The organism is Paenibacillus silvestris (assembly GCF_009882985.1).
In the GTDB taxonomy this organism is placed as follows: Bacteria; Bacillota; Bacilli; order Paenibacillales; family NBRC-103111; genus Paenibacillus_E; species Paenibacillus_E silvestris.
On the sequence record NZ_WTUZ01000004.1, the window covers coordinates 94,166 to 119,069 of the forward strand.

Below are 24,904 nucleotides of genomic sequence, written 5' to 3' on the forward strand. Positions count from 1 at the left end.
GCTGAATAAATTTGGAAGCAAGGAGCACGATGGGGCTGAGGAACATGAAAATTAGATGGGTAAGGGTCCATGAGAACAAAAAATATGAAAAAATTCTCGAATATACTCGTTGGCTTGCGGCGTCAACAACTGTTGGGCTGCCGGGAATAGGCAAAGAGCCCACGGGCGGGGGAGGCCACTGAAAAACGTTAAATAGAAAAGGGTGTAGCAAACTCAAAAAAATTGAGGATGTTGCACCTTTTTTCGATATGAACAACGGGTCCGTTGGTCGTTCTCAGCTAACGGGCAGGTTACTTCCAATATGTGTTAAAATTAAAATAGTGTGTAGGAGAACGAATAAAGAGGGAGGTGACTGCTATGTTACTTCTCAATGGCATCACTGGATTTAATGTCGATGCTTTGCCAGAGGTTGATTCTTTACAATTCAAAAGGCTTTGTTACTCGTTGGCAAACTATTCTAACGGGAAGATCCTGTCCTTTGAAGAACCACATGCATCGCAAAATTTCTATAAAACAGAGCTTAATTTACATAACGAAAGCATTTTCATTTTGTTAAACAGTTCATACCCCATGGTAGCGTTCGCTTCTTCAGTGCAATACTTCGAGATTGAGTTTATTGATCATACACTTTCAAATATGGTTAGTGTTTTAAATGACAGATTTAGGGTACTGTCTGCTATCGAAACAAATCAACAATTAGAACTTGATGACAGAACTAATTCCTTATTAACTGAAAACAGCCTAAACGAGGCCGAATTAAGCCAGATTTTTCATTGGAAACCTAAAACCGTTGGAGATGTCATTTTTAATTTTTGGGACTAAAAGATAAGCAAAGTATTCCGCTAACGAATAACGTTAGTTCAATAAGCTGGAGCAGATGCTCGGCTGTTGACCCAATATAAAATAATAAAGTGTTTAACTGTTGTTGAAAAAAGTGGAGGAAGTGAGGAGTGTGCAGGTCTTTGATACGTCAAATTAATAATTTATTGACGGGGATTGGACTAGCTTGTGAACTTGAGGCTAACTCTGAAATGAATCGTGCTTTTCTAAAAGTACAAGTTATAAATAAACAGAAATTCTTAACTAAGATAGAGCTTAACTCGACTAGATTCTATTTGAGAAAATATGAGGTGCCTTCAGAATATCTAGATAATGATTGGGATGTTACCGATGACGAACTATTCGACTCTGTTCATGAGGTAAACATTATCGGAATTAAAAATCTTGAGATACAACTCAGTAAGTATTTAGATGATTTCAGAAGATTGGTAAGCGAGTGGAGATATGACAATCCATTTTAAATCAGAAACGGCGTTACGCTAACGGTGAACAATATTTGAATCAATCCATGAACAGTTCAACAGCGCTATAATGTATCATAGAATTTCGCAGTACGGAGATCATGTAGGAAATGTGGAAAACCACTAAGAACACCACAAGCCCAAATGTGTGTTGCATGTGGAGAAAAGATTTAAGTTAACTACTGGAGCTTCTTCAGGGATTTGGTAAATGCCAGCTTGGCACTCACGTAGCTGGCATCCTGAACCCAAGGCTTGGGTCAAAGAAGCCGCGATTTGAAAAATAATAACGAGGGATTCGTTCCCAATTTGGGTGATGACCCATACAATATGGAAGCATCGAAACCCAAGGAGTGATTGAGTTGCTTACATTGGAAATTGCCAAACAATTGCTCGCGGTTGCGGAACAGAAAGCCCGTCAAATGGGACTCTCCTTCGATATCGCAATCGTCGACGCCGAGGCGAACTTGGTCGCCTTCCACCGGATGAACCATGCCCGGATCGCAGGGATTGAAATCTCTCAGGGGAAGGCCTGGACGAGTGTAGCCATGCAAATGCCCACGGCTAACTTAGCCCAGTCAGCGCTTCCTGGCGGTCAACACTATGGGGTCAACACAACGAACCAAGGGAGGGTCACCATCTTGGGAGGCGGCATCCCACTCGTCCGCGAAGGCATGATCGTCGGCGGTATCGGCGTCGCAGGAGGCACCATAGTGCAAGACATGGAAGTGGCCAATGCCGCCGCTCAAGCGTTCACCGCTAGTCATTACGGAACTCCCAAAATAATGGTCTCACCATTAAACTAACGAAAAACGTTAGTTCAACGCATCAAGTGGTAGTTTGCCAGTGACAGCTGCTCCATTTTTCGTTACGCTAGCAGGCAGCATTCGTAATACAATATTTAAATAATAACTACCTTGTAAAAGGAGTTTATTAGTACGTGGACGAATAAGAAAAAAATATATTGCAGGAGGAAAATGAAAAATTCTGTAAATGCATTGTCCATTGTATTTTTAGGTGTTTGTTTAATAATTGGGTGCTGGCTCATTTCAAATTCATTTAACATAAATAACGTTGAGGTTCCATCTTCTAATCGTCAGAATCAGCTTTTAACCCGTTCTGAATTAGCCCAATACCTAGGTATTAGTGAAACTGCTGTAGACAAACTGGGACCGCAATCCATGGGGGCTACAACTACAAGTCAAATCCCTTATGTGAAAATTGGGAATACAATATATTTCCCATTGAAAGCTATTGACAGTTGGCTTACAAAAACTGAAGCTGTAATTATCCAATAACAAAATGTAAGGCAAGTCCTATCTTTTGGACTTGCTGTATGGAGCTCCCTCGGAGACGTTAGTTCAACGTGTCACTGTTTTTATTAATTTGTCATCCAACAGTGTGTTGGTGGTTATGTTGGGGGACAGTTCATCAATGAGGTCCACCGGTACATTCACTTTTACAACCACAAGCGGTTTTAGAGAAGAAAGTAAACAGCCTTAGTTCGGTGGAGTACCGAACTAAGGCTGCTTAGTGCTCATATTTCATTGTTGCCTACTTGACGGAGCGCCACCGGCCTCCCGCCTGGGAAGGACCCAGTTAGGACGCGGGAAGTGGCAGGTGTAGCCGCTCGGGTAGCGATCCAGATAGTCCTGGTGCTCCGGCTCTGCTTCCCAGAAGTCGCCGACAGGCGTCACTTCGGTGACGACCTTGCCCGGCCACAGATCTGACGCGTTCACGTCGGCGATCGTTTCCTCCGCTATCTTTCTCTGCTCGTCGCTCGCATAGTAGATCGCCGAACGGTAGCTTGTGCCGATATCGTTGCCCTGGCGGTTCCGCGTCGTAGGATCGTGGATTTGAAAGAAATACTCCAGAATGCGCCGGTAGCTCGTCTCCGCTGTATCGAAGACGATTTCGATCCCCTCCGCATGAGTGCCGTGGTTGCGATAAGTCGCATTCGAAGTGTCACCGCCAGTATAGCCGACGCGAGTTGAGACGACGCCGGGAAGCTTGCGGATCAAGTCCTGCATTCCCCAGAAGCATCCTCCAGCGAGTACAGCGCGCTGATGCATGTTAAAAACCTCCTCAATCTGATCGAGATATTTGCCGTAGTCCTCGCTCTCCGTGTCGCCGCGATGGATGAATCGGAGCACGCGGAATTGATGCAGTAGCGTAGGCTATCGCGATTAGCCCAACCATCCGGAAAGACGTGACCGAGATAGCTATCGCCGTGAGTGGATCTAACCTCGGTCCTTATCATCTCATGGGACTCGAAGCTCCGTGTCTAGGATGTCTCATAACCGCATTGGAAAGGCAATGTTTTTCTAACTAACTTAGAGCTTCGTTAGATCCTCAACCATTATACCCGCGGTATGAGTGACTCAAACCTGTTGTTTTTTACTGTTGAAGAACTATCTTACCATAAAAAGGAAAACGTGTACTCTGAATTCTGAATATAAAAGATGACTTTGCATTCCCCTTAAAAAAGCGGGGATTTTTTTCTCACTCCTTATTCTAGTGATAGTATCTGACAGACATTCTACGTTGAATATCTCTCTATTATTGAATCTATATCATTTCCATCGCATTGATAAGACTGAAGATAATAGTTTGTAAGAAGTACTTCGAAACTTATTTGTAATTCAGGTTTTTTGCCCAAAAGCACCACTTCAAAACTTAATTTGTAAATCGATTTTATAAGAAAAGCTAGCAAACCCTTGAGTTTTCTGGCTTCTAGCACTTCAAAACTTATTTGTCACCCAACAGTGTGTTGGTGGCGTGCGTGCTGTGTGCGCGCGTGCTTTGATATGCATGTCATTGTGCGTGTGGTGTTACCAGTATTGCTTTACAAATAAGTCTTGAAGTGACAAATATAATTTCGATGTAATTAGGCGTTCACTTAACCGGGTGAACGCTTTTTTAGTCTATACTCCCATAAACCCTCCCAGTTATTTCCCGAGTTTTTCCCAAGCATTTCCCAGCTGTGTCTCAAGAAAAGTGAATTGCTCGTGTTGTATGATAAATCCAGAAAGCAAACTCAAAGGTTGGAGGTTATAGCGATGATTAGAGGTAACAAAGCATTGAAATGGGTTTTAGGGATTGCATTGCTTGCGTCAATTGCGGTTCCCGCAACGGTTAGTGCTAAGCCTGAAGCGAAGCCAGAGGCAATGAAAATCACAAAACCGGGACTGATTCTAGCAGCCAAACCAGAAGCCAGACCGGAAGCGTAAGTGTAAGTGTAAGTAGCAGTTAACTGGACTTATTTGAATAAAGACATTGTATTTTAAAAGGAGAGAATTGAACCTATGGCATTGAAATTCAGAAAACGAAAACAAGCTTCAGCAGTCACTCTTTTGTTGGCAGGCAGTTTGGCGTTCGGCAGCATCGCCAGCGCTTTTGGCGAGACGCCTCCTGCAGGTGTGCAGATCAAGGAGTTCGGCCTTCTTGATACGTCATCCGATATTATAGGTGCAGCTGATTTTACGCCTGAAGGAAACAAGGACGGTCACTTCAAGCTGCGGCTGAGCCTAGCTCATCATACGGTTATCAATTCCGTCGTACTACGTTCCACGGATGCTTATGGTAAGGATAATTACCAAGGGGTATGGAGAACGAACCATATAACAACCGGGTGGCTGCTTGGCATTGTACAAGATAAAACTGTTACATCGTCAAACGGTACAACACATGAGAGCATCATTATCAACCCAGGATTTCGTAAGGATATTAAAGAACCTGTCGGTGAATTCGAGGGTGAGCTTAACTTAGACCTGTACGCTAGCGATAACGGTACGATCAAGGAAACGCAATATTATGTTTTAGAAATTTCGACTCCGCAAGGTACAGTTGCGTCCAAACCGATAAAATACAAAAGCCCAATGACCACAGGGGATACTACTGGCTCGTCAAGCCCGACACCATCACCAACACCAACACCTACACCGATTCCGCAACCTGTGCCAACACCCCAGACACCAACCCCAGCTCCATCTTCAGAAAGTCCGATGATTCATGTGCTTTTCAATGGCCAAGAGCTTCAGTTTGACCAAGTAAGACCGATACTGAAAGATGGCTCAACACTCGTCCCGTTCCGTAAATTATTTGAAACGCTTGGCTTCGAGGTTCAGTGGAAGGAAACTGAATGGTCCCAAAAGGCGATTGGAATCAAGGAAGGTCTCACGATTGAATTGACAATTAATAGCACCACCGCAATCGTGAATGGAAAGAATGTGAGCTTGGATGTCCCAGCCCAAATCCTGAATGGCAGCACTTTAGTACCGCTGCGCTTTGTAGCGGAAAACAGCGGGTATCAGGTGTCTTACTCCATGAGTGGCAACGAGGCGACAGTTCGGATTGATGAAGCAGAAGTGACGCCAATACCATCACCGGTTCCTTCTCCTGCTCAAATTCCCGATTCTGTCAAAGAGGTGGCTGAACCATATGTCGTCAAAGGTTATGTGCGAGATGCAAAAGGTTACCCCATCCCTGATATTGTCGTTTTTGCCGATAACACAATGCTTTATGACAGCAATATCCTTGGCGTTACTGATGAATCGGGACACTATCGGATTGAGCTACCTCCCTTAGCTACTTCATGGCATATTGGCGCTGATATAACTAAATCATTTAACGGAATGAATTACACGTTTCATTTAGACGCTGACAAAGATCTTCCACTCTCGGGAAGCACTGGAGCCGTCCGTAATTTTACATGGAGTAAATTTAATGGACAGATTTATATTTATCCGCATTTTACATCATCGGATGATTCGCTGCCGGAGTTTGATATGAGTGATCTGGAAGTAACGCTGACACCGGTTGGTCTGCTGCTCGATGGCAGTGTAGGTCATACGATAACGAAGCGCGGAGGTCCGATTTTAGATGGAGCAGGCGTTGACCAAATACCGATTGGCCGCTACAAGGCTACTGCCAGATGGGTGCCTGAAGGGCATGCACCAATTTCCTTGCAGATAAGTGACTCTTCCGATAAATATGCAGAGTCTGTAGAGTTCGAATTCGGACCTCCTAAAGGAGTGTCCACAACCAATTATCTCAGTGAACTCCTCGTTAAGATACCTTAAAAAGAGGTGCATTCAAGCGCAAGGGCTGCCGAAAGGCGGCCTTTTTGCATGCTTGCGTGCGCATAGGCATACAGTGTCTAGACGTAAAATTACTTCGACAATAGTACTTGTGATGAGTCTCGCCTAGAAAGACGTAGGCAATAGAAGCTGTGCAGAAATGGAACAGCAGCCAAGAATTCTTTGATGTAGAGGGAGCGATATGGTGAACTTTGATTAAGACATGAAACGACTTCCCTAGGACAGCCGTTGTTATACTAATTTAAATGATAGTTCCATCGTTAATGGGTATTGTGGTGCGGAAGTGGATACTGGAGACTCCGGGAGGAGAATTAAGAATTTTCACGCTTTGCGGGGCGTAGCTTCTTCTCAAATATGAGTGGTCATATATTACATTGAGCTGAAAAAGAAAAAAAACTCTGACCACACACGGCCAGAGTTCCTTGTTTGTAATTAAGCGGTTAATTCCTTCGTATTCACCTTTGGGAAATAATTTCCTGTCCATATCATAAAGCCCATTCCTACATACACTAAGCCCCAGAAAAAGGCAAACCATTTCTCAAGCCCCGGCATTCCGAACGATATGAGCATCAGTATAAATAGGACAATCGTCCAACGAGGAAATACTTTTGCTCTGAAAGTAACAATCATCAGAATGATAGTTCCGAGCAGCATGCCCATACCGGAGACAGCACCAGTAAGATCAACGAATAACTGTCCCTTCTCGGCATATTTGCCGTATGCGAACAGACCGTAAAAGTTAGATGCAACAAGCAAATTGCCGACCATGATAAGGAATGTGGAAATAAAACCCAATACGCCAGTCTCTTTAGACTGTGCCATATACAGTGCAATGGAACTGACGGCCATGAGGATACAAGCGATAAACCCGCAGATCACTTCCGGCGCGCTGTCGTCTCCCCAGATGAGCGAGGAGGGTGTCATTCCGATTCGTACGATTCCAGCTAAAAAACAGATAAATCCGAGCAATTTCACTACTTTTTCTACAGTCATTTTGACCAACCTCCAACTGTTTATTGACTTCCTTGTAACGAATTGTACCAAATGAGCGTTCCCGTCAACGAGAGTACCTCTTACCTAGCGGAGACAGGAAGATTTATGGGTAGATTCGGGAAGTAAACCGCAAGTCATATACAGATATTGGGTCAGGGGTTATAATTTCCATATAGCAAACTTGCCCGATTAGGAGGAAATATGAGGCAGATAAGCAAGAAACTCAGCGGTCAAATGGAATGGCTATTGCAGGCGCTTATGGTTGCAATTAGCGCCATAATCGTTGTTTTTTTCATTAGCAGTATTTCTGACTATTATGAAAAGCTGCGAAATACTTGCATCCTGCAGTCGTGCGGTTCATTGGCTCCCCCGCTAACTACAACGGAGGTGCTGAATCAGAGCAGCCTAACGGTCGATTCGTATGCAGCGATTATCGTAGCGATGGACTGTGGGCTTGCTTTCCTTTTTTATACGGGTTCGGGCATCATCCTTTGGAAGAGCGGGCGAGAGAGGATGGGGAAGCTCGCCGTGCTCGCCCTCGTAGCGTATGGTACTACTTTTCCCTCGCTCGTCTATCTTGCTTCAGAAGGAAGTCAGGTGCTGCTGAGGTGGCCAGATGGCATCAGCACAGTTGGCTGGATATCGTTGTTTTTGTTTTTCTTATTGTTTCCGAGCGGAAAGCTAGCACCTTCCTGGACACTCTACGTTTGGGTTCCATTTAGCGTGGTTCAGCTTGCCAGCTTCCTATTCCCAGACACAGGTATCAATTTGCACCAATGGTCCGGTACAGAGAGGATCCTGTACTATTTGACCGCCATCGGCAGTATCATTTATTCGCAATTTTATCGATTTAGGAAAGTTTCCAATGCCGAGCAGCGGCAGCAGACGAAATGGGTCGTGTACGGCGTCACAATTTCGTTTCTTGGTTTTTTTGGAGTAGGAGCCTTTTTTGTTTCAGATGCGATGTTCAGCCCGGTTTCCTACATTTATTTAACCATCGCTTTGCATATATTTGTTGCCATTATTCCATTGACACTTGCATTTGCTATCCTTCGTCATCGCCTATGGGATATAGATCCCCTCTTCAGTCGGACAATTGTCTACGGTGTCTTGTCCCTTGCCATCGTACTCGTCTACTCCGCATCTGTCCTATATTTAAGCAGCGTGTTTCGGACGGAGAAGAGTTATATCATCTCCCTTATCGCAACCTCTATCGTCGCTATTCTCTTTGCACCGTTGAAGCAGTGGCTTCAGCGTATCGTGAATCGGTTGATGAAAGGCAGGCATGATGACCCGTTTGCCGTGCTAGTCGAATTAGGAGACAGCCTGATAAAACCGATGGCGCCCGAACGGGTGCTAGGTGCTGTCGCTCAAACGATTCAAGATGCGCTTCGGCTTCCGCATGTTGGCATCTCGATCGGAATGAACGGTCAGGAGACGATGGCGGTATCCATCGGAGAAAAGAAATATGATATGCACGTTTTCCCTCTTATCCACAGTGGTGAAGAGCTAGGAACTCTATGGCTGTCGAGTCGTTCACCAGGAGAGTCCTTCAGCACGGAAGACAACAAGTTGCTGGATATTTTGCTTCGCCAGGCAGTGCCAATCGCCAAAAATATAAATATGACAGCTGGTATGAAACTATTGGCCAAAGATTTGCAGGAATCGCGCGAACGATTGGTACTTGCTCGTGAGGAAGAGAGACGGCAAATCCGAAGAAATCTTCACGACGATCTTGCACCGCGTCTGATGTCGCTCGCGTTTAATGTAGCGGCAGCAGAACAATATATTCGAAAAAGTCCGGATACGGCGATCGAGCTACTAGGGGAACTGAGGCAGGTCATTCGAACGACAGTCAACGAAATCCGTACAATGGTACACGATTTGCGCCCGCCGACGCTGGATGAGTTTGGGCTGTTGGGCTCTATCGAGGCAAGAATTGATGAGATCTTGAAGACGTCCGGTCAAATGGCTGCTACACTGCATAATGAACCAACATGTGTGAAATTACATGTGTTGGAGGCGCTCCCAGTTTTGCCGGCAGCGGTGGAGGTAGCGGTGTATCGGATCGTAACAGAGTCATTAGTTAATGTCATAAGACATGCTGAAGCAACGGCTTGTGATGTATATATAAGGTTAACCCCGGCGCAGGAGCTGCAAGTCGAAGTCATTGATAACGGGAAAGGCATTCCTGTTCCTTTGAAGTCGTCAGGAAATGGGGGCATTGGACTGACGTCAATCCGCGAAAGAGTGGGAGAGCTTGGCGGCCAATGTATATTTGAAAGATTGGAAACAGGCGGTACGCGTGTAATGGCGCTGCTGCCGCTACTGCGTGGGGAGGAAATAAAGTGAGAATTTTGCTCGCAGACGATCATCCGCTATTTCGCGGAGGTGTGCGCAACCTAATTGGAACTACAGAAGATTTAGAGGTAGTAGGAGAAGCCTCAAACGGGGAAGAAGCGGTGCAGTTGGCCCTTTACCTGCAGCCTGATGTCATTGTCATGGACATTCGGATGCCGGGCATTAACGGTCTCGAAGCGACAAGAATGATTAGGGAAAAGCAATCTGAGCAAAAAATACTCATCGTAACGATGCTAAAAGACGACAAGTCTGTTTTTATGGCCATGCAAATGGGAGCACGAGGTTATGTACTTAAAGATGCTGGGGAGATGGAGCTGCTGCAGTCCATTCGAATAGTTGGGGGCGGTGGTGCAGTTTTCAGCTCCGATATCGCAGCACGCATGATGCATTATTTCACGATGCCTAAGCAGCCACAGCCGTTAAATCCGGCGCTCTCCGAACTAACTGGCCGAGAGACAGAGGTTCTTGAGTTGATCGCGGATGGATACTCGAACGGACAAATTGCATCCCGTCTTCAGTTAAGCGCGAAAACGATTGCCAACCATGTCACGAATATATTAAATAAGCTTCAAGTTCAAGACCGTCACGAAGCCAAAAAGGTGCTGAGGAATTTTCATGAAGCAGCAGATCTCGAAAAGTAATGTCACTGCTACAACATAAGTGCAGAAGAGCCTGAATCACTACGAGTTGAACAAGGTTTATTTTTGAAAAGAAGATCGTCAGCTCTCAGCTCTTCCTAATTGCAATTGATGTTATCCATCGTCTACAGGACGATCTCAATCGATTGAATCGGACCGATGACTTTATCGCATACAGCTGTCCCTTACTCAAGAGTATTTGAAGAACAAACTCATGCCTGATACCAAACTCATCCTTGAAAAAGTGTTGAAAGATGTGAGGGAGCATTTCTAATAGCATTAATACTAGACCTAAATACAGGTGTCGTTCGAAATTTCTTTCCTTTCTAAGAACAAACAAAGGTAATACGGATGCTTTAGAATGACCGGTTTATCAAAAAGTGAAAAGATTTTGTTCGTGGTTGCTGTTAAGCTAACGGGTAACTATATTTGAATGACGAAGATGCCGACACGAGCGGCATCTTCATTACGTTAAAGGGCAGATTTATTTAACTATACCTCGGCTTACTTATATTAACTTATGTTATTATTTAGGTTGAACGCGAGAATTAATCAAAGATACTACAAAGGAGAGTTTTTTTGGAAACAAAATTGTATTCCTATATGCAGGAGTTAATGGAGAAATACGAAGAGTTGAAAATACCATATAAATATTCCTTACAGGAAGTTGATCATATATTAAAGAAAAAGTATATGGCAATTGAACTTGATAAAAAGGATTTTGAGGATTTAAAAGGTGACATACATGTTCAATACGAAAAAATAAGTAAGTGTTATACAATTCAAAATGAAGAAGTTCTCAATAGCTTATATAGTGCTAAAGAAAAGGTAGACCACTTTATTATGATTGAATTTTTAAAAAAGCATAATTTTAATGATGATGATACAGATAGTAAAAGAATAGAAATGTCGATGGAAATGAATCAAGGAAAAAGAATAAACGTAATTCTTGAAAGCGAAAATCAGTATATAAGCGGTTTTACACTTCAAGGAAGAAGCAATAAATTATTAAATGAGCTTGTTGTATTTAAAGGAATTGATTCAGATAAATGTAATCTGGAAAATCACGAATTTCTATATTATGTCCAGGCTCTGTTAGAGTCAGGCTATATTAATTAATAAATAGTTTACTCTGCCATGCTCCGAAATCATATAGCATCAGCAATAACCTATGTAATTTTTTTAGACTACCTTTGGCTAGATCTCCGCTTACAGCTATTATAGAAAATACGAAAAGGGGATGGTTTAATGAAGCCACTTATCAAATTGGCGCTTACTGGCGCCGTACTTGTACTGATTCTGATTATCGCATTTCGCTTACATACGTTGCTCGGGTGGGGAGTAATTATCGTTATGGTTGGAGGAATGGTGTACGCCTCCAGAGCGAGCTACTATACCATTCGCGGCAGTTCGGCATTCATGGCCGACCAGTTCGAGCAAGCACTTGCTTGGTACCGGAAAGCATATGCAAGCAAGCCGTGCCCGGAGAAGCATCAGATCGGCTACGCCTATTTGCTAATGAGGACAGGCGACTCGGAGCAAGCGGAGGCTGTGCTGCAGAAGCTGCTTGGCCGCACCTCGAATCATGAGATTAAGATGCAGGCTCGCTGCAATTTGGCTACCGCATACTGGCTGCAAGGAAAGCGGAACGAAAGCGTCAAGGAACTGGAGGGCGTGTTCGAACAATACAAAAACACGCTGGTATACGGCAATCTGGGCTATTTCAAGCTGATGCACGTCGACTTGAACGAATCGCTAGAGTTCAATCTCGATGCATATGCATTCAACAACGATGACCAGACGATTCTGGACAACTGCGCATTGAACTATTACATGCTTGGCAAAATGACGGAGGCAGAGGCGATGTTCGAGAAACTGATGTCCAAATCACCGAAACGCGCCGAGCCTTACTATTACTATGCGCTGACCCTTAAAAAACTCGGGAAGAAAGAAGAGGCCGCAGAGCAAATTAAGCAGGCGCTTGGTAAAGAGTTATCTTTTCTTACAACAGTGACACGTATCGAAATTACCGAAGCAGCTAAAGAGATGAGCGTAGAATAGCTTAGTATGAACACAAAAAGGCAGCCAAATGGCTGCCTTTTCCGCGTGCGTCAATCCATTCCCAAGGCCCCATTTACTTAATATCTTATAAGAAATTCTTGAAATCACAGAAATTTATCCGATAGGGGGATGCTATGATACAAATAGAAATAAAGACGAGGTGATGATATGCAAGCGAAATTAGCAGAGGACGGCATTCTCTTCCCCAATAAGCGGAACTCATGGATAAGAACGATACAAAGGCATAAAGTGATGTATGCTCTCTTATTCCCGGCATTAGTTTACTTTGCTGTATTCAAATACATTCCTATGGCGGGAATCATGATTGCTTTCAAAAATTATAACCTGGCTTTGGGGCTATGGGATAGCCCATGGGTGGGATTGAAAAACTTTAAAGATTTTATTAACGGCGTTTATTTCTGGGACATCATGAGAAATACGATTCTCATATCGCTGTATAAGTTGTTGTTCGGTTTCTCCGCTCCCATCGTACTCGCTTTGCTGCTCAATGAAGTATATACCCAATGGTTTAAGAAGATCGTACAAACAATCACTTATTTGCCCCATTTTCTGTCATGGGTCATTGTTTATGGACTGATGGTGGCCTTATTAGCCCCTGGAGATGGTCTTTTTAATATGATTTTGAAGGAAAACGGTGCTCAGCCGATCTCCTTTCTAACGGAACCTGCCTGGGGCAGACTGCTGATCATCTTATCTGAAATATGGAAAGATATTGGATGGGGAGCGATATTGTATCTTGCCGCATTAGCAGGAATCGATCCAAGCTTATATGAAGCGGCTCGAATTGATGGCGCTTCCAAATGGAGGCAGCTATGGCATGTCACATTACCCGGCATTCGAGGTGTCATTATCCTGATGCTGATTCTTAAATTAAGTCATATTCTGGACGCTGGCTTTGACCAAATATTCATGTTTGCCAACAGCTTTAACCAAGAGAAGATCGACATTATTGACACATGGGTTTACCGTGAAGGGTTGGAACGTCTTAAGATTGGCTTGGCTACGGCTGTGGGATTGTTTAAAGCTGTCATCGGATTTATTTTAGTTGTGGCTGCAAACAAGCTCGCCAAAAAATTCGATGGTCAAATTTGGTGAGGTGGTTTTCGTATGATTAATCTGACAATCGGGGAAAAAGTATGGCAAACAGTCGTGTACATTATTCTTATTGTGCTATCCCTACTTTGCTTGCTTCCCTTTCTATATGTGGTTGCTGTTTCCGTGACGCCAGAATCGGAAGTGTTAAGAAGAGGAATTGTTATTATACCAGAAACCTTTACTTTTACAGCTTATAAAGAAGTATTCATTTCTCATGGTATCGGGCAGGCCTATAAAATTACGTTGTTTCGAACGGTCGTAGGCACTGCGCTTAATGTGTTTTTTACAATCATAGCCGCTTATCCATTATCCAAAAAATATTTACCAGGACGCAGCTCATTTTTAATCTTCATTGTGTTTACGATGATGTTTAGCGGAGGGCTGATTCCGACTTATTTGTTAATTCGCTCGCTGGGACTATTGGATAGCCCGTGGGTATTGATTATTCCGCATCTCATTAGTGCTTTTAATTTAGTGATTATTAAAGGCTTTTTCGAGCAGTTGCCTGCTGAAATCGAGGAATCAGCGAGGGTTGACGGCGCAAGTGAACTTCAGTCGCTATGGCGGATTATTTTACCCCTGTCCTTGCCCGTTCTTGCCACCGTTTCCTTATTTTACGCAGTAGGGCATTGGAACAGTTATTTCGATGCGATTGTGTACTTGAATGATTCGAACCTAATGCCGCTTCAAGTCGTCTTGCGCAACATTCTGCTTAACGTCGCAACACAAAGCGCTGATTCGATTGCCAATTCCGGGACGGTCAGCAAGTTCGCTGTGCAAATGGCGGCTGTTGTTGTGACGACGGTTCCAATTCTGATCGTTTATCCTTTCATGCAGAAGCATTTTACGAAGGGGGTGCTCATGGGATCGATTAAAGGCTAAAGGCTAAAGGCTATTCCTACCTAGGTTGTTACGGGGACACCATGATACTATATATACGAGCAAAAGGAGAGGTCAATATGCAACGTAAAAAGCTTTCATTTACTGTTCTGGCGGCTATCGTTGGGCTAGGAACGCTATTGTCAGGATGTGGGGACCAAGCAGTCGTGAAGCCGGCAGCTTCCGGCAGCCCGCAATCCGAGGGAAACAAATTTGCGAACAAAATGAAAATTTCGATGTTTAACCAAGGTACTTTCAATGCTGCCGCTCCCATACCTCCGCGGGATGAAGATATTCAGCGCCAAATGTTGGAAAAGGCGGTGAATATCGACTTGGATATGATGATTCCTCAAGCTGGGCAAGCAACGACCAAACTGAATACGCTCATTGCAGGCGGGGATATTCCAGATTTGATTTTCTTGAAGAGTCGGTCCGATCTCGCGCAATATTATGACCAAGGCGTTCTTGCGGATTTGACTCCATACCTGGATCAATTTCCCGAATTGCAGAAGCGTTTCGGTAAAGACTCCTGGGATGCGACGTCATATCTGGGGAAAACCATTGGCGTTCCAGGTTATGATAATGTAAACGGCATCAGTCGAAGCTTCTTCATCCGCAACGATTGGCTGCAAAAGCTGAACATGAAAGTGCCGACAACCCCTGACGAGCTGTTCGAAGTGATGAAAGCCTTTACAGAGAAAGATCCAGACGGAAACGGCAAAAACGATACATATGGATTCATCGGTGGTATGAATAAAGAAGGCAATTTGCAAACCTACGGCTTCGATAGCTTAATGTGGATGTTTGGCGTCAATCCGCCCTCAGCCATTGAAGTGATAGACAACAAACCGGTGTTCCTGTTTATCGATCCCAAAATGAAGGAAGCGCTTGCTTACATCAATAAAATGATGGTTGCCAAAGTTGTAGACCCCGACTGGGTGACGATGAATACGCCCGATTTGTTGGACCAAAAGTTATTTAAAGGTAAAGTTGGCTTCATGATTAGAGATGCCCGCAGACTGGAACCGGATTATCAGCAGAAAATGAAAGAAATCAGCGGAGAAGTGCCGGAATGGATCGTCATTCCTCCAATGAAAGGGCCTTATGGTGATCAAATCGTGGAGAGAAAATCGTTTCAGGGCAATTCATGGGCCATTTCTAAGAAAGCGGATAAGGATAAAATCATACGGATCTTATCTATGCTGGATTATCTCTTTACGGACAAGGAAGCCTATCCGAATTTCGCGTACGGGATCAAAGGGATTCATTGGGATATCGTGGATGGCAAGGTCAAAAACAAAACCTCTGAGTTATCGAAGGAAATGAAAGAAAAGTATCTATGGGTTGATCATTATAGAATGCCGCGCCGTGGCGATGATGCCGAGTACTTCAGCTTCCAGAATCCGAAGACGGCCGAAGCTTTCACGAACAATCAGAAATATGTGGGTCCTACCTTGCCCGGAAATCTATTGACGGCAGACCCAGGCGATACCTTGGCAACTGACCGCACACGTTTCATTAATGAGAGCTTGGTCAAGTTTATGACAGGCAAAGACCCTCTTACCAACTGGGATCATTTCCTCAATACCTTGGATACCAAGTTTGACATGCAGAAATATAAGGATACAGCCATTAAGCAGTTTAAAGAAACAGGCCTAATCAAGTAAATAAACAAAGAGAGTGGCGATGAATAGCCCTCTCTTTGTTGTCCTATGCTATTCTTAGTTTAATACAGATTTAAAAGGAAGATAACCGATGCGAAGAAGAATCAGCTTGCCTTTAAAACTATTTTTTATCGTGTTTGCATTTGTATTAAGCTGCATCATCTTGATAAGCCAACTCTCCTATCGCTATGTGCAAAAGGAAATAAGGACGAATGATATTTATTACACAAACCAAATATTAGACAAGGTTGACCAGTATTTAACGGTTAATTTTTCCTCTTTCCAGACCATCTTGTTCTCGGTCGAAACATCAGTGAAAGCAAACATTAACAATACGGAAGTGATTAAAAAGCAATTAAGAGAGCTGTATGAGCTCAATAGTAATTACGTCAGTAACATTTACTTGATCAATAGCGATTTATCCATTCTAGGCGGAAGTACGCTGACGCGAATTTTTGATGAACCCTTATCTGACAGAAAACCGTTGTTTGATGCGGCCGACAAGAACAAACGGACTACCTTTGTCAGTGATCCTTATAAATCCAAGTATTCCGGCTGGACAGTTACGATGGTGCGATATCTGAATGGCTCTTCTTCTCCTATGGCCATTGCGATCGATTTGGACCTAAATGCCATTGAAGAAACCTTGTTCAAGATTAATAAAGAGGAACAAATGAATCTGGCACTGATTACCACATCTGGCAAAATTATTGCCGGATTTTCAGAGAACAGAGGACCACTGAATATTCAAGATCATACGTTTTCAATCGGGGACATGTCGGCGGAACAAATTCTTGATACTACAGGAAAAAGCCTTCAACTGCACACCAAGGATGGCAAACCGGTCTCCATACTGAAGAAATCGACAGAGAAATTCAATTGGTCCATCATCTCGATCAACGATGAATCTCGCTTGGAAGCTGCGTTGTCCAGATTGGAGACCTATTATATGGGGCTGATGGTTGCCGGTCTTCTATTAAGCCTGTTCATTTCCTTCTTTGTTGCCAAATATATAAGGAATCCGCTTTATGCGCTCAAAATAAAAATGAAACGGGTGGAGCAAGGCGATCTGACAACGACAATGACGATGAAGCGAAATGATGAATTCGGCGACCTTTCCCGAGCCTTCGACCGTATGCTGCAACAAATAGTGGAACTGATCCGGCGAGCAGAGCTTCATAATGAACTTGAGCGGAAGCTGGAGATTCAAGTCCTGCAATCGCAAATAAATCCCCATTTTTTGTATAACACGCTTGGATCTATTAGCAATGTCATACGCCTGGGACAAATAGAGAAAGTAGATGTGGTGATTGGGTCTCTCATTTCCATATTGGAATACGGGATAGCCGACGCTTCGGAGAAGGTTTCACTACGTCAGGAATTGCAAAATGTAGCGGACTATATCGCAATCCAGAACATCCGTTATAACAGGCACTTCCAGTTGATTGAGCATATCGAAGATGGATTAATGGAGTTTCCTGTTTTTCGAATGCTGCTGCAGCCCATTGTTGAGAATAGTATCTTCCATGGTTACAACGGAGGGGAAATCGAAGGTTCGATTACGATTCACGCTTACAAGAAGGGCGACATCGTTATGTTAGAGGTTATGGATCAAGGCGAGGGAATTCCAGCGGATAAAATAAAGCATATTTTAATGGCAGAACCGACTGATCTGGAAGTAAAAAGGAAAAGAATTGGGTTAAACAATATTCATGGTCGAATAAGACTTCATTACGGCGAACAATTCGGGCTGCAAATCACTAGCATACCGAATGAAATAACCCGAGTCCGCGCAATATTCCCAGCAGGTATGCTGAAAGGAGATGCATGATGGTGAGAGACTACACCTGCTTCATCGTTGATGATGAAGATCTAATCATCCAAAGATTGGAACTGTTTTTTAGCGAGCTCTCCCATAAGGATAGGCGATTCCATTTGGTGGGTAAAGCGAATAATGGGCAGAAGGGGATCGAGGAGATCTTACGGCTTAAGCCAGATATCGTAATATCCGATATTGTTATGCCGCGAATGGATGGAATCACCATGATTGAGCAGTTAAAGCCGGAGCTGCCCCATACCCAGTATATTCTTTTGACTGCCTATTCGTCATTTGAGTACGCTCAGCGAGCTATTCATGCCAACGTATTGGAGTACATTGTTAAGGTTCCGCTGCGGGAAGCGGATTTGGAACGAGCTTTGGATAAAGCAGCCGGAATTTGGGATGAGGTTAAGAAAAAAGAAGAGGAATTTCAATCTTTAAACGTATCCGTTCTTGAAAATAAATATAGAGTTCGTAAGCAATTTTTTAACGAGCTGATTAGAGGCGAAATCCCTTCTCATCGGGCATCTGATTTCGCCCATCGTATGCAGTTCCATTTCTTTCAAGCCAACTATTGCTGCTTTATTGTTGAAATGAATCTGTACGAAAGTTTTCGCGATGAATATTCAGCGGTTGACCAGAACATCTTGAAATATGCGATTACGAATGTAATTGAAGAAACGGTAATGAATTGTGGCCGGGGTGTAGCTACGGATCTCTCCGATAATCGTTTTATTGGCTTTCTTTCCTGGGAAAATAATCGTAGTAGGATGGATACGGAATATGCTTGCCAGACACTCGGGAGTCAGATCGTCTCTCATTTGCATCAATATTTGAATCAAAGGGTATCCGTCGCTTTTGGCGGTCCGCACCGAGGCTGGGAATCCATTAAACAAGCTTATACGGAAGCTAATAATGTGAGTGAAGATTTCTATTATCATGCAGAGAAAGTAGTCAAAACACCTGCACATCGGCTTCAATACCATAATGACAAAAAGGTGGATTTTCAGCAGAAACTGGCTGATTTCCTTGCAGGGGTGCAACGAAAGGTTTCCAAGGAAGGGCTGGAGAAAGAATTTGCGAATTTAAACCAATTTGTTATGGATCATAAAATCCACAAGTCCATCATGGCACCAATGCTTCGAGACTTGTATAGAGACATTATTGCGAAATTTAAACCGGGGAACACATGGACCACAGATGTAGCAGAGTTTCCCACCCAATTCATGGCGTTTCGGGAGCAGCTGGCCTATATTGGCGATTTCACATACGAATATGTGCATGCTGGCCAACTTTTATATCGTGCAGAAATTATGAGTGCTATGCGGTTTATAGAGAAAAACCTGAAACAGCGTCTAACGTTGGAGGCTATTGCCGAGGAAGTGAATTTAGCTCCATCGTATTTTAGCAGTCTTTTCAAAAAAACAATGAACGAAGGCGTTATCAGCTACATTAACCGTAAGAAAATTCAATTGGCTCTTGAACTGTTAAACGTTCAGGATTACTCTTTATTGGCATTGTGCGAGGAAGTCGGGATTGTTAATGAAGGGTATTTTTGTAAGTTATTTAAGGAATATACAGGTGATACACCTAAACAATATCGGATAAAAATGACACGGTATGAGTCTAAATAAAGTTGCAAAAAATGTGTGAATTTTTCGCGAAATCATGTAAAAAAACAGGGTTCAAAAGGATTACCATGATAGATGTATCTAATCATGGAGGTAATCACAATGAAGCTTATTAAAGCGGATGTCACCGTGGTAGGTGGAGGTATTGCTGGGCTATGCGCCGCCATTGCTGCCGCACGTCAAGGACTGCAAGTTTCACTTATTAATGATCGACCGGTTCTTGGAGGGAATGCCAGCAGCGAGGTCAGGGTTCATATCAATGGGTCGGCTTATCTTGGAAACAGTCCATCCTATTATGCGCGTGAGGGCGGGTTGGTGGAAGAACTCAAACTAAGGATTTTTCACTATAACCCGCTATATAACAAGAAACTTATGCTTTCGCTTTCGGATACAGTCCTGTTGGATATGGTCTATGATGAGCCTAACATTTCTCTATTTCTGAATACCTGTGTGCATGAAACCGGAATGGAGAACGGAAGAATCCAATGGGTGGAAGGACTTCAATTGGCTTCCGAAAAGAAATTCCGGTTTGAAAGCCGAACCTACATCGATTGCTCTGGAGACGGGGTTGTCGGATATCAGGCAGGTGCGCTCTTCCGAAGGGGGAGAGAAGCGAGGCATGAATACAAGGAAGACTTGGCTCCCGAAGTGGCGGATCATTACACCATGGGAGATACGATCCTGTTTCAAGCCCGTGACGTCGAATATTCCGTTCCGTACAAGCGGCCTGGCTTTGCGTATGATATTACGAAGTTGGACTTTTTCGATAGTATCAGAAAAGGCTTGAACCATCGGGCTTTTCCTAGAAAAATCAACGGACTCGGCGGATTGTGGTGGCTGGAATACGGCGGACATCTGGATGTTATTGCAAACAATGAAGACATCGCATTGGAACTGCGGAAATTGGTTTATGGGATTTGGGATTATATCAAAAATAGCGGTGAGTTTGATGATGTGGACAATCTCATCTTGGATTATGTGTGCCCAATTCCAGGGAAACGGGAGTCGAGGCGTTTTATAGGTGATCACATGCTGTCTCAGAACGATCTTACCACAAAGCCGCATTTCGTAGATGCGGTATCCGTCGGGGGATGGTATATGGATTTGCATGCTGCTAAAGGCATCTATGATGAGGGGCCGGCTACAGCATGGAATTTCGTACCTGGCTTGTACAATATTCCGTTCCGCAGTCTATTTTCCCACAATATTCCTAATCTCATGTTCGCTGGCCGCAATATAAGTGCTACCCATGTTGCTTTCGGTTCTACAAGAGTAATGGCAACCTGCGGTTGTATGGGGCAGGCGGTTGGAACGGCTGCTTCGTTATGCTTGAAATATGAGATAGACCCCGCAGCCATCGTCGAATCTCATATGGGAGAGCTGCAATCGCTGCTGCTTCGAGATGGACAAACGATTGTGGGCCTACAAGAGGCATTGGATCCCTACTTCGCTGACGAATTACATATTCGTGCCTCCTCTCAACGCAGCTATGCCAATCCTCATCCAACCGAAACGATTTCCTTGGAGAAAGGGTTATGTTTGGTCTTGCCGATTCAGACATCCATGGCGGAGAGCGTACAGATCAAAATTAAAAATAGTTCCGAGCATTCGGAAACACTTCATGTGAAGCTGTTCGGTGGGGAACGAAAGGAAAATTACATACCTTCTTGCGAGTTGAAAGACTACCGACTACCTATTGCAGCTGGTCATGATGACTGGATTACGCTGATCTTGGACTGCGAGAAGCCGGCAGATGACAAAATCTACATCGTGCTGGAAGGTACGGCCAGGTTAGCCGTTTATGTCAACGAAGAGAAGATTACAGGCGCGGTTAGCTTCCATTATAAGCCGGAAGTGCCGTCCAAGCTGAGGAAATTCAATCAGAGTATTTGTTTCAAGGACCTGATGCCATCCCAGCAGATGTATAATCCCGAGAATGTCGTCAACGGCTACTCCAGACCTTACGGTCTGCCGAATGGCTGGATTTCCGAATGTACGGAAGGACGGGAATGGTTGGAATTTTCTTTTGCAAGTCCCAAAAATCTAGACGAAATCCATCTGGTTTTCAATTCGCAGCTGGACTTGGAACATTTTGATGATCCGATCGAGTCTCTTATCCAAGATTATGATGTGATCTTGACCTTAGAAGACGGAACGAAGAGAGAAATCGTAATCCGTGGCAATTACCTCACATTGAATAAACATAAGGTGGAAGCGCAATGTGTAACCCAGATTCGGATTAATTTCTACGCAACTTACGGTTCGCCTTATCATGAAGTGTTTGCTGTAAAATTGTTTGCTCCTACAACGATAAATGAGGGTCAGGTGAAGTCGCAATGAAAGAATTATTCCCTCGAAGAGGACTGCCTAATGTCATTCAGAAGTTGGAAAATGGGGAAAGCGTGACAATTGTCTATTTTGGCGGCAGCAATACGCGTTCTGAGGGATACAGGGTCATGACGGCGGATTGGCTTCGTGAGCAGTATCCCAAGGCGGATATCCGCTGTGTGAATGCAGGCATTGACGGAACGGGATCGGATTTGGGCTGCGCCCGTTTGGAGAGGGATGCGCTGCGTCATCAGCCTGATCTCGTGTTTGTTGAATTCGTGGGCAACGATGGCGGAGTGCCCGAGTCCAAGGCACGCATCGAAGGGATCGTCCGTCAAATCCGCAAGATGAGCCGGTTTACTGATATCCTGTTCGTGTATACGCTGAAGGAGCGGGATGTGGTCATATTTCAGTCTGGGGAATACCAGAAGGGAGCACTTATGCAGGAGGAAGTGGCCGATTATTACGGTATTCCTTCGATTCATTTGGGCGTAGCGGTTAGTCATTTGGTGTCGGAGGGAAAGCTCATCTTTACCTCAGGGGCAGATAAGCCCATTTCTGGTGCCATTGTTTTTACACATGATTCGATCCACCCGACAATTCCCGAAGGACACCAGATTTATACGGATACAATCACTCGGTCGTTTGAGAAAATGAGTGAGCTTCGAGATCCCTTGGGAAGCTTCGAGCATAACTTGCCGCAGGGTTCTTTGGTCCCGGCGAATCCTTGGGAGTACGCGACAATGCTGCCGTTGGATGGTCATGCCCATTTATCGGCTGGATGGTCCTACGTGACTCCCGATGATTCAGCTTTGGCCCGAGAGTACGACTGGTTGTTCGCTGGTCTATGGCGAGCGGTCGATCCGGGGGAGGCTATCACGGTGCAGTTCGAAGGCACACACATTGGACTGTTCGATATCGGGGGGCCAGATTCCGGCAGATTGAAGGTGACGGTGGATGGCGGGGATCCCTTCCTTGTGGATCGATTCACACTGTATAACGATCATAATCGGAATCAGTATGTTTTCTTGCCGGAGCTCCCGAATGGGAAACATACCGTTCGCTTCGAAATCGAAAGCGAGAAGACAGACAAAGTAGCCGTGTTCGAGGCATGTGGTAATGAACGAAGCATCGCGCATTTTCGGCAGCATCCGGATTGGTATGATCAAACAGTGATCCAGCTTGGCAAGTTGTTGTTCGTACAGCCGCCATTAGTGTAGGTTAGTGTCGTTTTGGTGTATTTCATGTCATTCGGGAGATGTTTGATATGGTATGATAGTGTAGCAATCTTCACTTATTCCATTTCAAGCGAACAGGAGTGTCAGACATGAGTACAATTTGCAATTATTGCAGTAAAAACGAAGCACTGAACAATCTCATGATCGAAATCGGCCAGTTACGTGTATCAACCTTGTATTTGTTTCGGGAGCAGACATACCGAGGGCGCTGTATTGTCGCGCTGAACGAGCATGAAACGGAGTTTTTTCATCTGTCGCAGGATAAGCAGGATGCTTATATGCGCGATGTAGCGCAAGTGGCAGCAGCCATTGAAAAAGCTTTTCAACCAGATAAAATTAACTACGGCGCATTTGGAGATACGATGCCGCATGTACATTTTCACATCGTTCCGAAATATAAAGACGGCTATACCTGGGGGAAAATGTTTGAAATGAACCCATCGGCAAATCTTCTTAGAACTGAGGAGCAATATGGGGAGCTCATTGATCAAATCAAGAGCCATCTGTAAACGTAATAAAGATCGCCTCTAAAAATATAAACTGAGACTCTTAGCCTGTTGCTAGGGGTCTCTTTTTGGCATAAACTAAATGCTAACATTAAAAAAACACGAGAGGTGTCACACAATGGAGCTTTTTCATTCTGAGTTTGTCCGATCCCTAAGAGAAGCCTCCTTTGATATGGAACAAGCTGGCGTTATTAGCGGGGAAGCATTGCAACACATATACGATCACAAACTGTTCAAGCTATTTCTGCCCGAAGAGGTCGGCGGCACAATGACGGAACTTCCGAAGGCGCTCCATATCTTCGAACAAGCCTCGTGGATCAATGGAAGCTTCGGCTGGGCCGTGACGATCGGCTCCGGCGGGAATTACTTCTATTCTTGCTTCCCCTCTTCCTTGGCAGCCGATTTATTCAAGCGGAAGGAAGCTGTAATAGCTGGAAGCGGTCACCCATCCGGTACTGCCCGAAAAGTGGAAGGGGGCTATTTGTTGAATGGTTCCTGGAAATATAACAGTGGTTCGCCATACGCAACGATCTTTACCACGACTTGTACGGTCGATGATCCTGTCAATCCAGGCGTACAAGAGATTCTTGCTTTCGTTGTTCAGCCGGAACAGGTTAGAATTAAGGAAGATTGGGATGCTTTCGGCCTACGGGCGACAGCGAGCCACACCGTAATCGTATCGGACGCTTTTGTCCCGGAGCATCTGGCTTTCAATGTGTCCTGCAGCACATTCCATGATCATCCGATCTATAGCTATCCATTCCAGTCGTTCGCCGAGGCTTCTTTCGCTGCTGTTGCAATCGGTATAGGCAGGCATTTCTTAGCTGAAACGAAGCTATTGATAGACAAGCACAAGGTAACCTGGGATCATTCGAACCCAGCACGTTCATCGTTCCTTCAAGCACAGCTAGAGGAAGCAACACGTCTCTTACAGGAGCAAAAACTGCTATTCTATCGCGCTATCGAGGATTCATGGACACGCCATGCAGCTGGCGAAAAGTTAACGGAAGAAGCGTGGAACGACATTGGAGCGCAATGCAAAGAAGCTGCAAAAACCGCATACTCGTTGGCACAGCAGCTTTTCCCTTACTTAGGCTTAGGCGCAACGATGCAGCATACGCTTATTAATCAAACATGGCGCGATTTACAGACTATTTGCCACCATGCAATCTTGGTGGATTATCCAGCAAACCTATGAGTTTGCTGGATTTTTGCATTTCAGAACCTATTGTCCTTTGGCAGAAGGGGGAAGCTCGTTCTCAAACAAGAATAG

General features: G+C 44.4%; 22 protein-coding genes. 19 read left to right on the plus strand and 3 right to left on the minus strand.

The features are described 5' to 3' along the window. Window positions 1-357 precede the first annotated feature (357 nt). The 4 genes from GQF01_RS01495 (at window position 358) to GQF01_RS01510 (ending at window position 2,596) form a co-directional block, all read left to right on the plus strand. Window positions 358-822: a hypothetical protein gene (locus GQF01_RS01495; protein ID WP_161405062.1), complete on the plus strand. Its 465-nt coding sequence runs from the start codon at window positions 358-360 to the stop codon at window positions 820-822. Window positions 823-962: 140 nt separating this feature from the next. Next, a complete protein-coding gene (locus tag GQF01_RS01500) occupies window positions 963-1,301 on the plus strand; it encodes a hypothetical protein (protein WP_161405063.1) in 339 nt (112 codons plus the stop codon). 350 nt (window positions 1,302-1,651) lie between these two features. Beyond that, window positions 1,652-2,104 carry a GlcG/HbpS family heme-binding protein gene (locus tag GQF01_RS01505; protein ID WP_407945384.1) on the plus strand — a complete coding sequence of 151 codons (453 nt, stop codon included), beginning with the start codon at window positions 1,652-1,654 and terminating at the stop codon, window positions 2,102-2,104. Window positions 2,105-2,275: 171 nt separating this feature from the next. Beyond that, on the plus strand, window positions 2,276-2,596 hold the full coding sequence (locus tag GQF01_RS01510) for a helix-turn-helix domain-containing protein (protein WP_161405065.1): 321 nt from the start codon (window positions 2,276-2,278) through the stop codon (window positions 2,594-2,596). 246 nt (window positions 2,597-2,842) lie between these two features. On the opposite strand, the gene msrA is transcribed toward GQF01_RS01510, so the two are convergent. Beyond that, window positions 2,843-3,370, minus strand: coding sequence for a peptide-methionine (S)-S-oxide reductase MsrA (gene msrA / locus GQF01_RS01515; protein WP_161405192.1), 528 nt, complete (start codon window positions 3,368-3,370; stop codon window positions 2,843-2,845). After that, on the minus strand, window positions 3,316-3,558 hold the full coding sequence (locus GQF01_RS37040) for a peptide-methionine (R)-S-oxide reductase (protein WP_407945385.1): 243 nt from the start codon (window positions 3,556-3,558) through the stop codon (window positions 3,316-3,318). The genes msrA and GQF01_RS37040 overlap by 55 nt, the downstream gene beginning before the upstream one ends. A 799-nt stretch (window positions 3,559-4,357) precedes the next feature. On the opposite strand from GQF01_RS37040, the gene GQF01_RS01525 reads away from it, so the two are divergent. Both GQF01_RS01525 and GQF01_RS01530 read left to right on the plus strand, forming a co-directional pair. After that, a complete protein-coding gene (locus GQF01_RS01525; RefSeq protein WP_161405067.1) occupies window positions 4,358-4,528 on the plus strand; it encodes a hypothetical protein in 171 nt (56 codons plus the stop codon). 75 nt (window positions 4,529-4,603) lie between these two features. Then, on the plus strand, window positions 4,604-6,379 hold the full coding sequence (locus GQF01_RS01530; protein ID WP_161405069.1) for a stalk domain-containing protein: 1,776 nt from the start codon (window positions 4,604-4,606) through the stop codon (window positions 6,377-6,379). Between the two features lie 450 nt (window positions 6,380-6,829). Here GQF01_RS01530 and GQF01_RS01535 read toward each other — a convergent pair whose 3' ends face one another. Further along, window positions 6,830-7,390 carry a hypothetical protein gene (locus GQF01_RS01535; protein WP_161405071.1) on the minus strand — a complete coding sequence of 187 codons (561 nt, stop codon included), beginning with the start codon at window positions 7,388-7,390 and terminating at the stop codon, window positions 6,830-6,832. Window positions 7,391-7,591: 201 nt separating this feature from the next. Here GQF01_RS01535 and GQF01_RS01540 point away from each other — a divergent pair, with 201 nt between their 5' ends. The 13 genes from GQF01_RS01540 (at window position 7,592) to GQF01_RS01600 (ending at window position 24,829) form a co-directional block, all read left to right on the plus strand. Further along, window positions 7,592-9,742 carry a sensor histidine kinase gene (locus GQF01_RS01540; protein WP_161405073.1) on the plus strand — a complete coding sequence of 717 codons (2,151 nt, stop codon included), beginning with the start codon at window positions 7,592-7,594 and terminating at the stop codon, window positions 9,740-9,742. Then, window positions 9,739-10,392, plus strand: coding sequence for a response regulator transcription factor (locus GQF01_RS01545; RefSeq protein WP_328803377.1), 654 nt, complete (start codon window positions 9,739-9,741; stop codon window positions 10,390-10,392). Before GQF01_RS01540 ends, GQF01_RS01545 begins: the two co-directional genes overlap by 4 nt. A 576-nt stretch (window positions 10,393-10,968) precedes the next feature. Next, window positions 10,969-11,508 (plus strand): hypothetical protein, encoded by a 540-nt coding sequence (locus GQF01_RS01550; protein ID WP_161405075.1) that lies wholly within the window; start codon window positions 10,969-10,971, stop codon window positions 11,506-11,508. Between the two features lie 129 nt (window positions 11,509-11,637). Beyond that, window positions 11,638-12,450, plus strand: coding sequence for a tetratricopeptide repeat protein (locus GQF01_RS01555; protein ID WP_161405077.1), 813 nt, complete (start codon window positions 11,638-11,640; stop codon window positions 12,448-12,450). Between the two features lie 168 nt (window positions 12,451-12,618). Beyond that, window positions 12,619-13,566: an ABC transporter permease gene (locus tag GQF01_RS01560; protein ID WP_161405079.1), complete on the plus strand. Its 948-nt coding sequence runs from the start codon at window positions 12,619-12,621 to the stop codon at window positions 13,564-13,566. 12 nt (window positions 13,567-13,578) lie between these two features. Continuing rightward, window positions 13,579-14,448: a carbohydrate ABC transporter permease gene (locus GQF01_RS01565; protein WP_161405081.1), complete on the plus strand. Its 870-nt coding sequence runs from the start codon at window positions 13,579-13,581 to the stop codon at window positions 14,446-14,448. A gap of 77 nt (window positions 14,449-14,525) precedes the next feature. After that, window positions 14,526-16,112, plus strand: coding sequence for an extracellular solute-binding protein (locus tag GQF01_RS01570; protein ID WP_161405083.1), 1,587 nt, complete (start codon window positions 14,526-14,528; stop codon window positions 16,110-16,112). 88 nt (window positions 16,113-16,200) lie between these two features. Further along, window positions 16,201-17,940, plus strand: coding sequence for a sensor histidine kinase (locus tag GQF01_RS01575; RefSeq protein WP_161405086.1), 1,740 nt, complete (start codon window positions 16,201-16,203; stop codon window positions 17,938-17,940). Further along, window positions 17,940-19,562 (plus strand): response regulator, encoded by a 1,623-nt coding sequence (locus tag GQF01_RS01580; RefSeq protein WP_161405088.1) that lies wholly within the window; start codon window positions 17,940-17,942, stop codon window positions 19,560-19,562. Before GQF01_RS01575 ends, GQF01_RS01580 begins: the two co-directional genes overlap by 1 nt. 99 nt (window positions 19,563-19,661) lie before the next feature. After that, window positions 19,662-21,899 carry an FAD-dependent oxidoreductase gene (locus tag GQF01_RS01585; RefSeq protein ID WP_161405090.1) on the plus strand — a complete coding sequence of 746 codons (2,238 nt, stop codon included), beginning with the start codon at window positions 19,662-19,664 and terminating at the stop codon, window positions 21,897-21,899. Continuing rightward, a complete protein-coding gene (locus tag GQF01_RS01590) occupies window positions 21,896-23,107 on the plus strand; it encodes an SGNH/GDSL hydrolase family protein (RefSeq protein ID WP_161405092.1) in 1,212 nt (403 codons plus the stop codon). The genes GQF01_RS01585 and GQF01_RS01590 overlap by 4 nt, the downstream gene beginning before the upstream one ends. 107 nt (window positions 23,108-23,214) lie before the next feature. Beyond that, window positions 23,215-23,634 (plus strand): HIT family protein, encoded by a 420-nt coding sequence (locus GQF01_RS01595; protein ID WP_161405094.1) that lies wholly within the window; start codon window positions 23,215-23,217, stop codon window positions 23,632-23,634. 115 nt (window positions 23,635-23,749) lie between these two features. Then, window positions 23,750-24,829, plus strand: coding sequence for an acyl-CoA dehydrogenase family protein (locus GQF01_RS01600; protein ID WP_161405096.1), 1,080 nt, complete (start codon window positions 23,750-23,752; stop codon window positions 24,827-24,829). Window positions 24,830-24,904: the final 75 nt, after the last annotated feature.

Bases quoted from the DNA above. Each gene is read 5' to 3' on its own strand.
- GQF01_RS01565 (WP_161405081.1), top strand. From the start codon at position 13,579: ATGATTAATCTGACAATCGGGGAAAAAGTATGGCAAACAGTCGTGTAC.
- GQF01_RS01525 (WP_161405067.1), top strand. From the start codon at position 4,358: ATGATTAGAGGTAACAAAGCATTGAAATGGGTTTTAGGGATTGCATTG.
- GQF01_RS01535 (WP_161405071.1), bottom strand. From the start codon at position 7,390: ATGACTGTAGAAAAAGTAGTGAAATTGCTCGGATTTATCTGTTTTTTA.
- GQF01_RS01555 (WP_161405077.1), top strand. From the start codon at position 11,638: ATGAAGCCACTTATCAAATTGGCGCTTACTGGCGCCGTACTTGTACTG.
- GQF01_RS01580 (WP_161405088.1), top strand. From the start codon at position 17,940: ATGGTGAGAGACTACACCTGCTTCATCGTTGATGATGAAGATCTAATC.
- GQF01_RS01600 (WP_161405096.1), top strand. From the start codon at position 23,750: ATGGAGCTTTTTCATTCTGAGTTTGTCCGATCCCTAAGAGAAGCCTCC.
- GQF01_RS01495 (WP_161405062.1), top strand. From the start codon at position 358: ATGTTACTTCTCAATGGCATCACTGGATTTAATGTCGATGCTTTGCCA.
- GQF01_RS37040 (WP_407945385.1), bottom strand. From the start codon at position 3,558: ATGATAAGGACCGAGGTTAGATCCACTCACGGCGATAGCTATCTCGGT.
- GQF01_RS01510 (WP_161405065.1), top strand. From the start codon at position 2,276: ATGAAAAATTCTGTAAATGCATTGTCCATTGTATTTTTAGGTGTTTGT.
- GQF01_RS01570 (WP_161405083.1), top strand. From the start codon at position 14,526: ATGCAACGTAAAAAGCTTTCATTTACTGTTCTGGCGGCTATCGTTGGG.
- GQF01_RS01530 (WP_161405069.1), top strand. From the start codon at position 4,604: ATGGCATTGAAATTCAGAAAACGAAAACAAGCTTCAGCAGTCACTCTT.
- GQF01_RS01595 (WP_161405094.1), top strand. From the start codon at position 23,215: ATGAGTACAATTTGCAATTATTGCAGTAAAAACGAAGCACTGAACAAT.
- GQF01_RS01575 (WP_161405086.1), top strand. From the start codon at position 16,201: ATGCGAAGAAGAATCAGCTTGCCTTTAAAACTATTTTTTATCGTGTTT.
- GQF01_RS01585 (WP_161405090.1), top strand. From the start codon at position 19,662: ATGAAGCTTATTAAAGCGGATGTCACCGTGGTAGGTGGAGGTATTGCT.
- GQF01_RS01540 (WP_161405073.1), top strand. From the start codon at position 7,592: ATGAGGCAGATAAGCAAGAAACTCAGCGGTCAAATGGAATGGCTATTG.
- msrA (WP_161405192.1), bottom strand. From the start codon at position 3,370: ATGCATCAGCGCGCTGTACTCGCTGGAGGATGCTTCTGGGGAATGCAG.
- GQF01_RS01590 (WP_161405092.1), top strand. From the start codon at position 21,896: ATGAAAGAATTATTCCCTCGAAGAGGACTGCCTAATGTCATTCAGAAG.
- GQF01_RS01560 (WP_161405079.1), top strand. From the start codon at position 12,619: ATGCAAGCGAAATTAGCAGAGGACGGCATTCTCTTCCCCAATAAGCGG.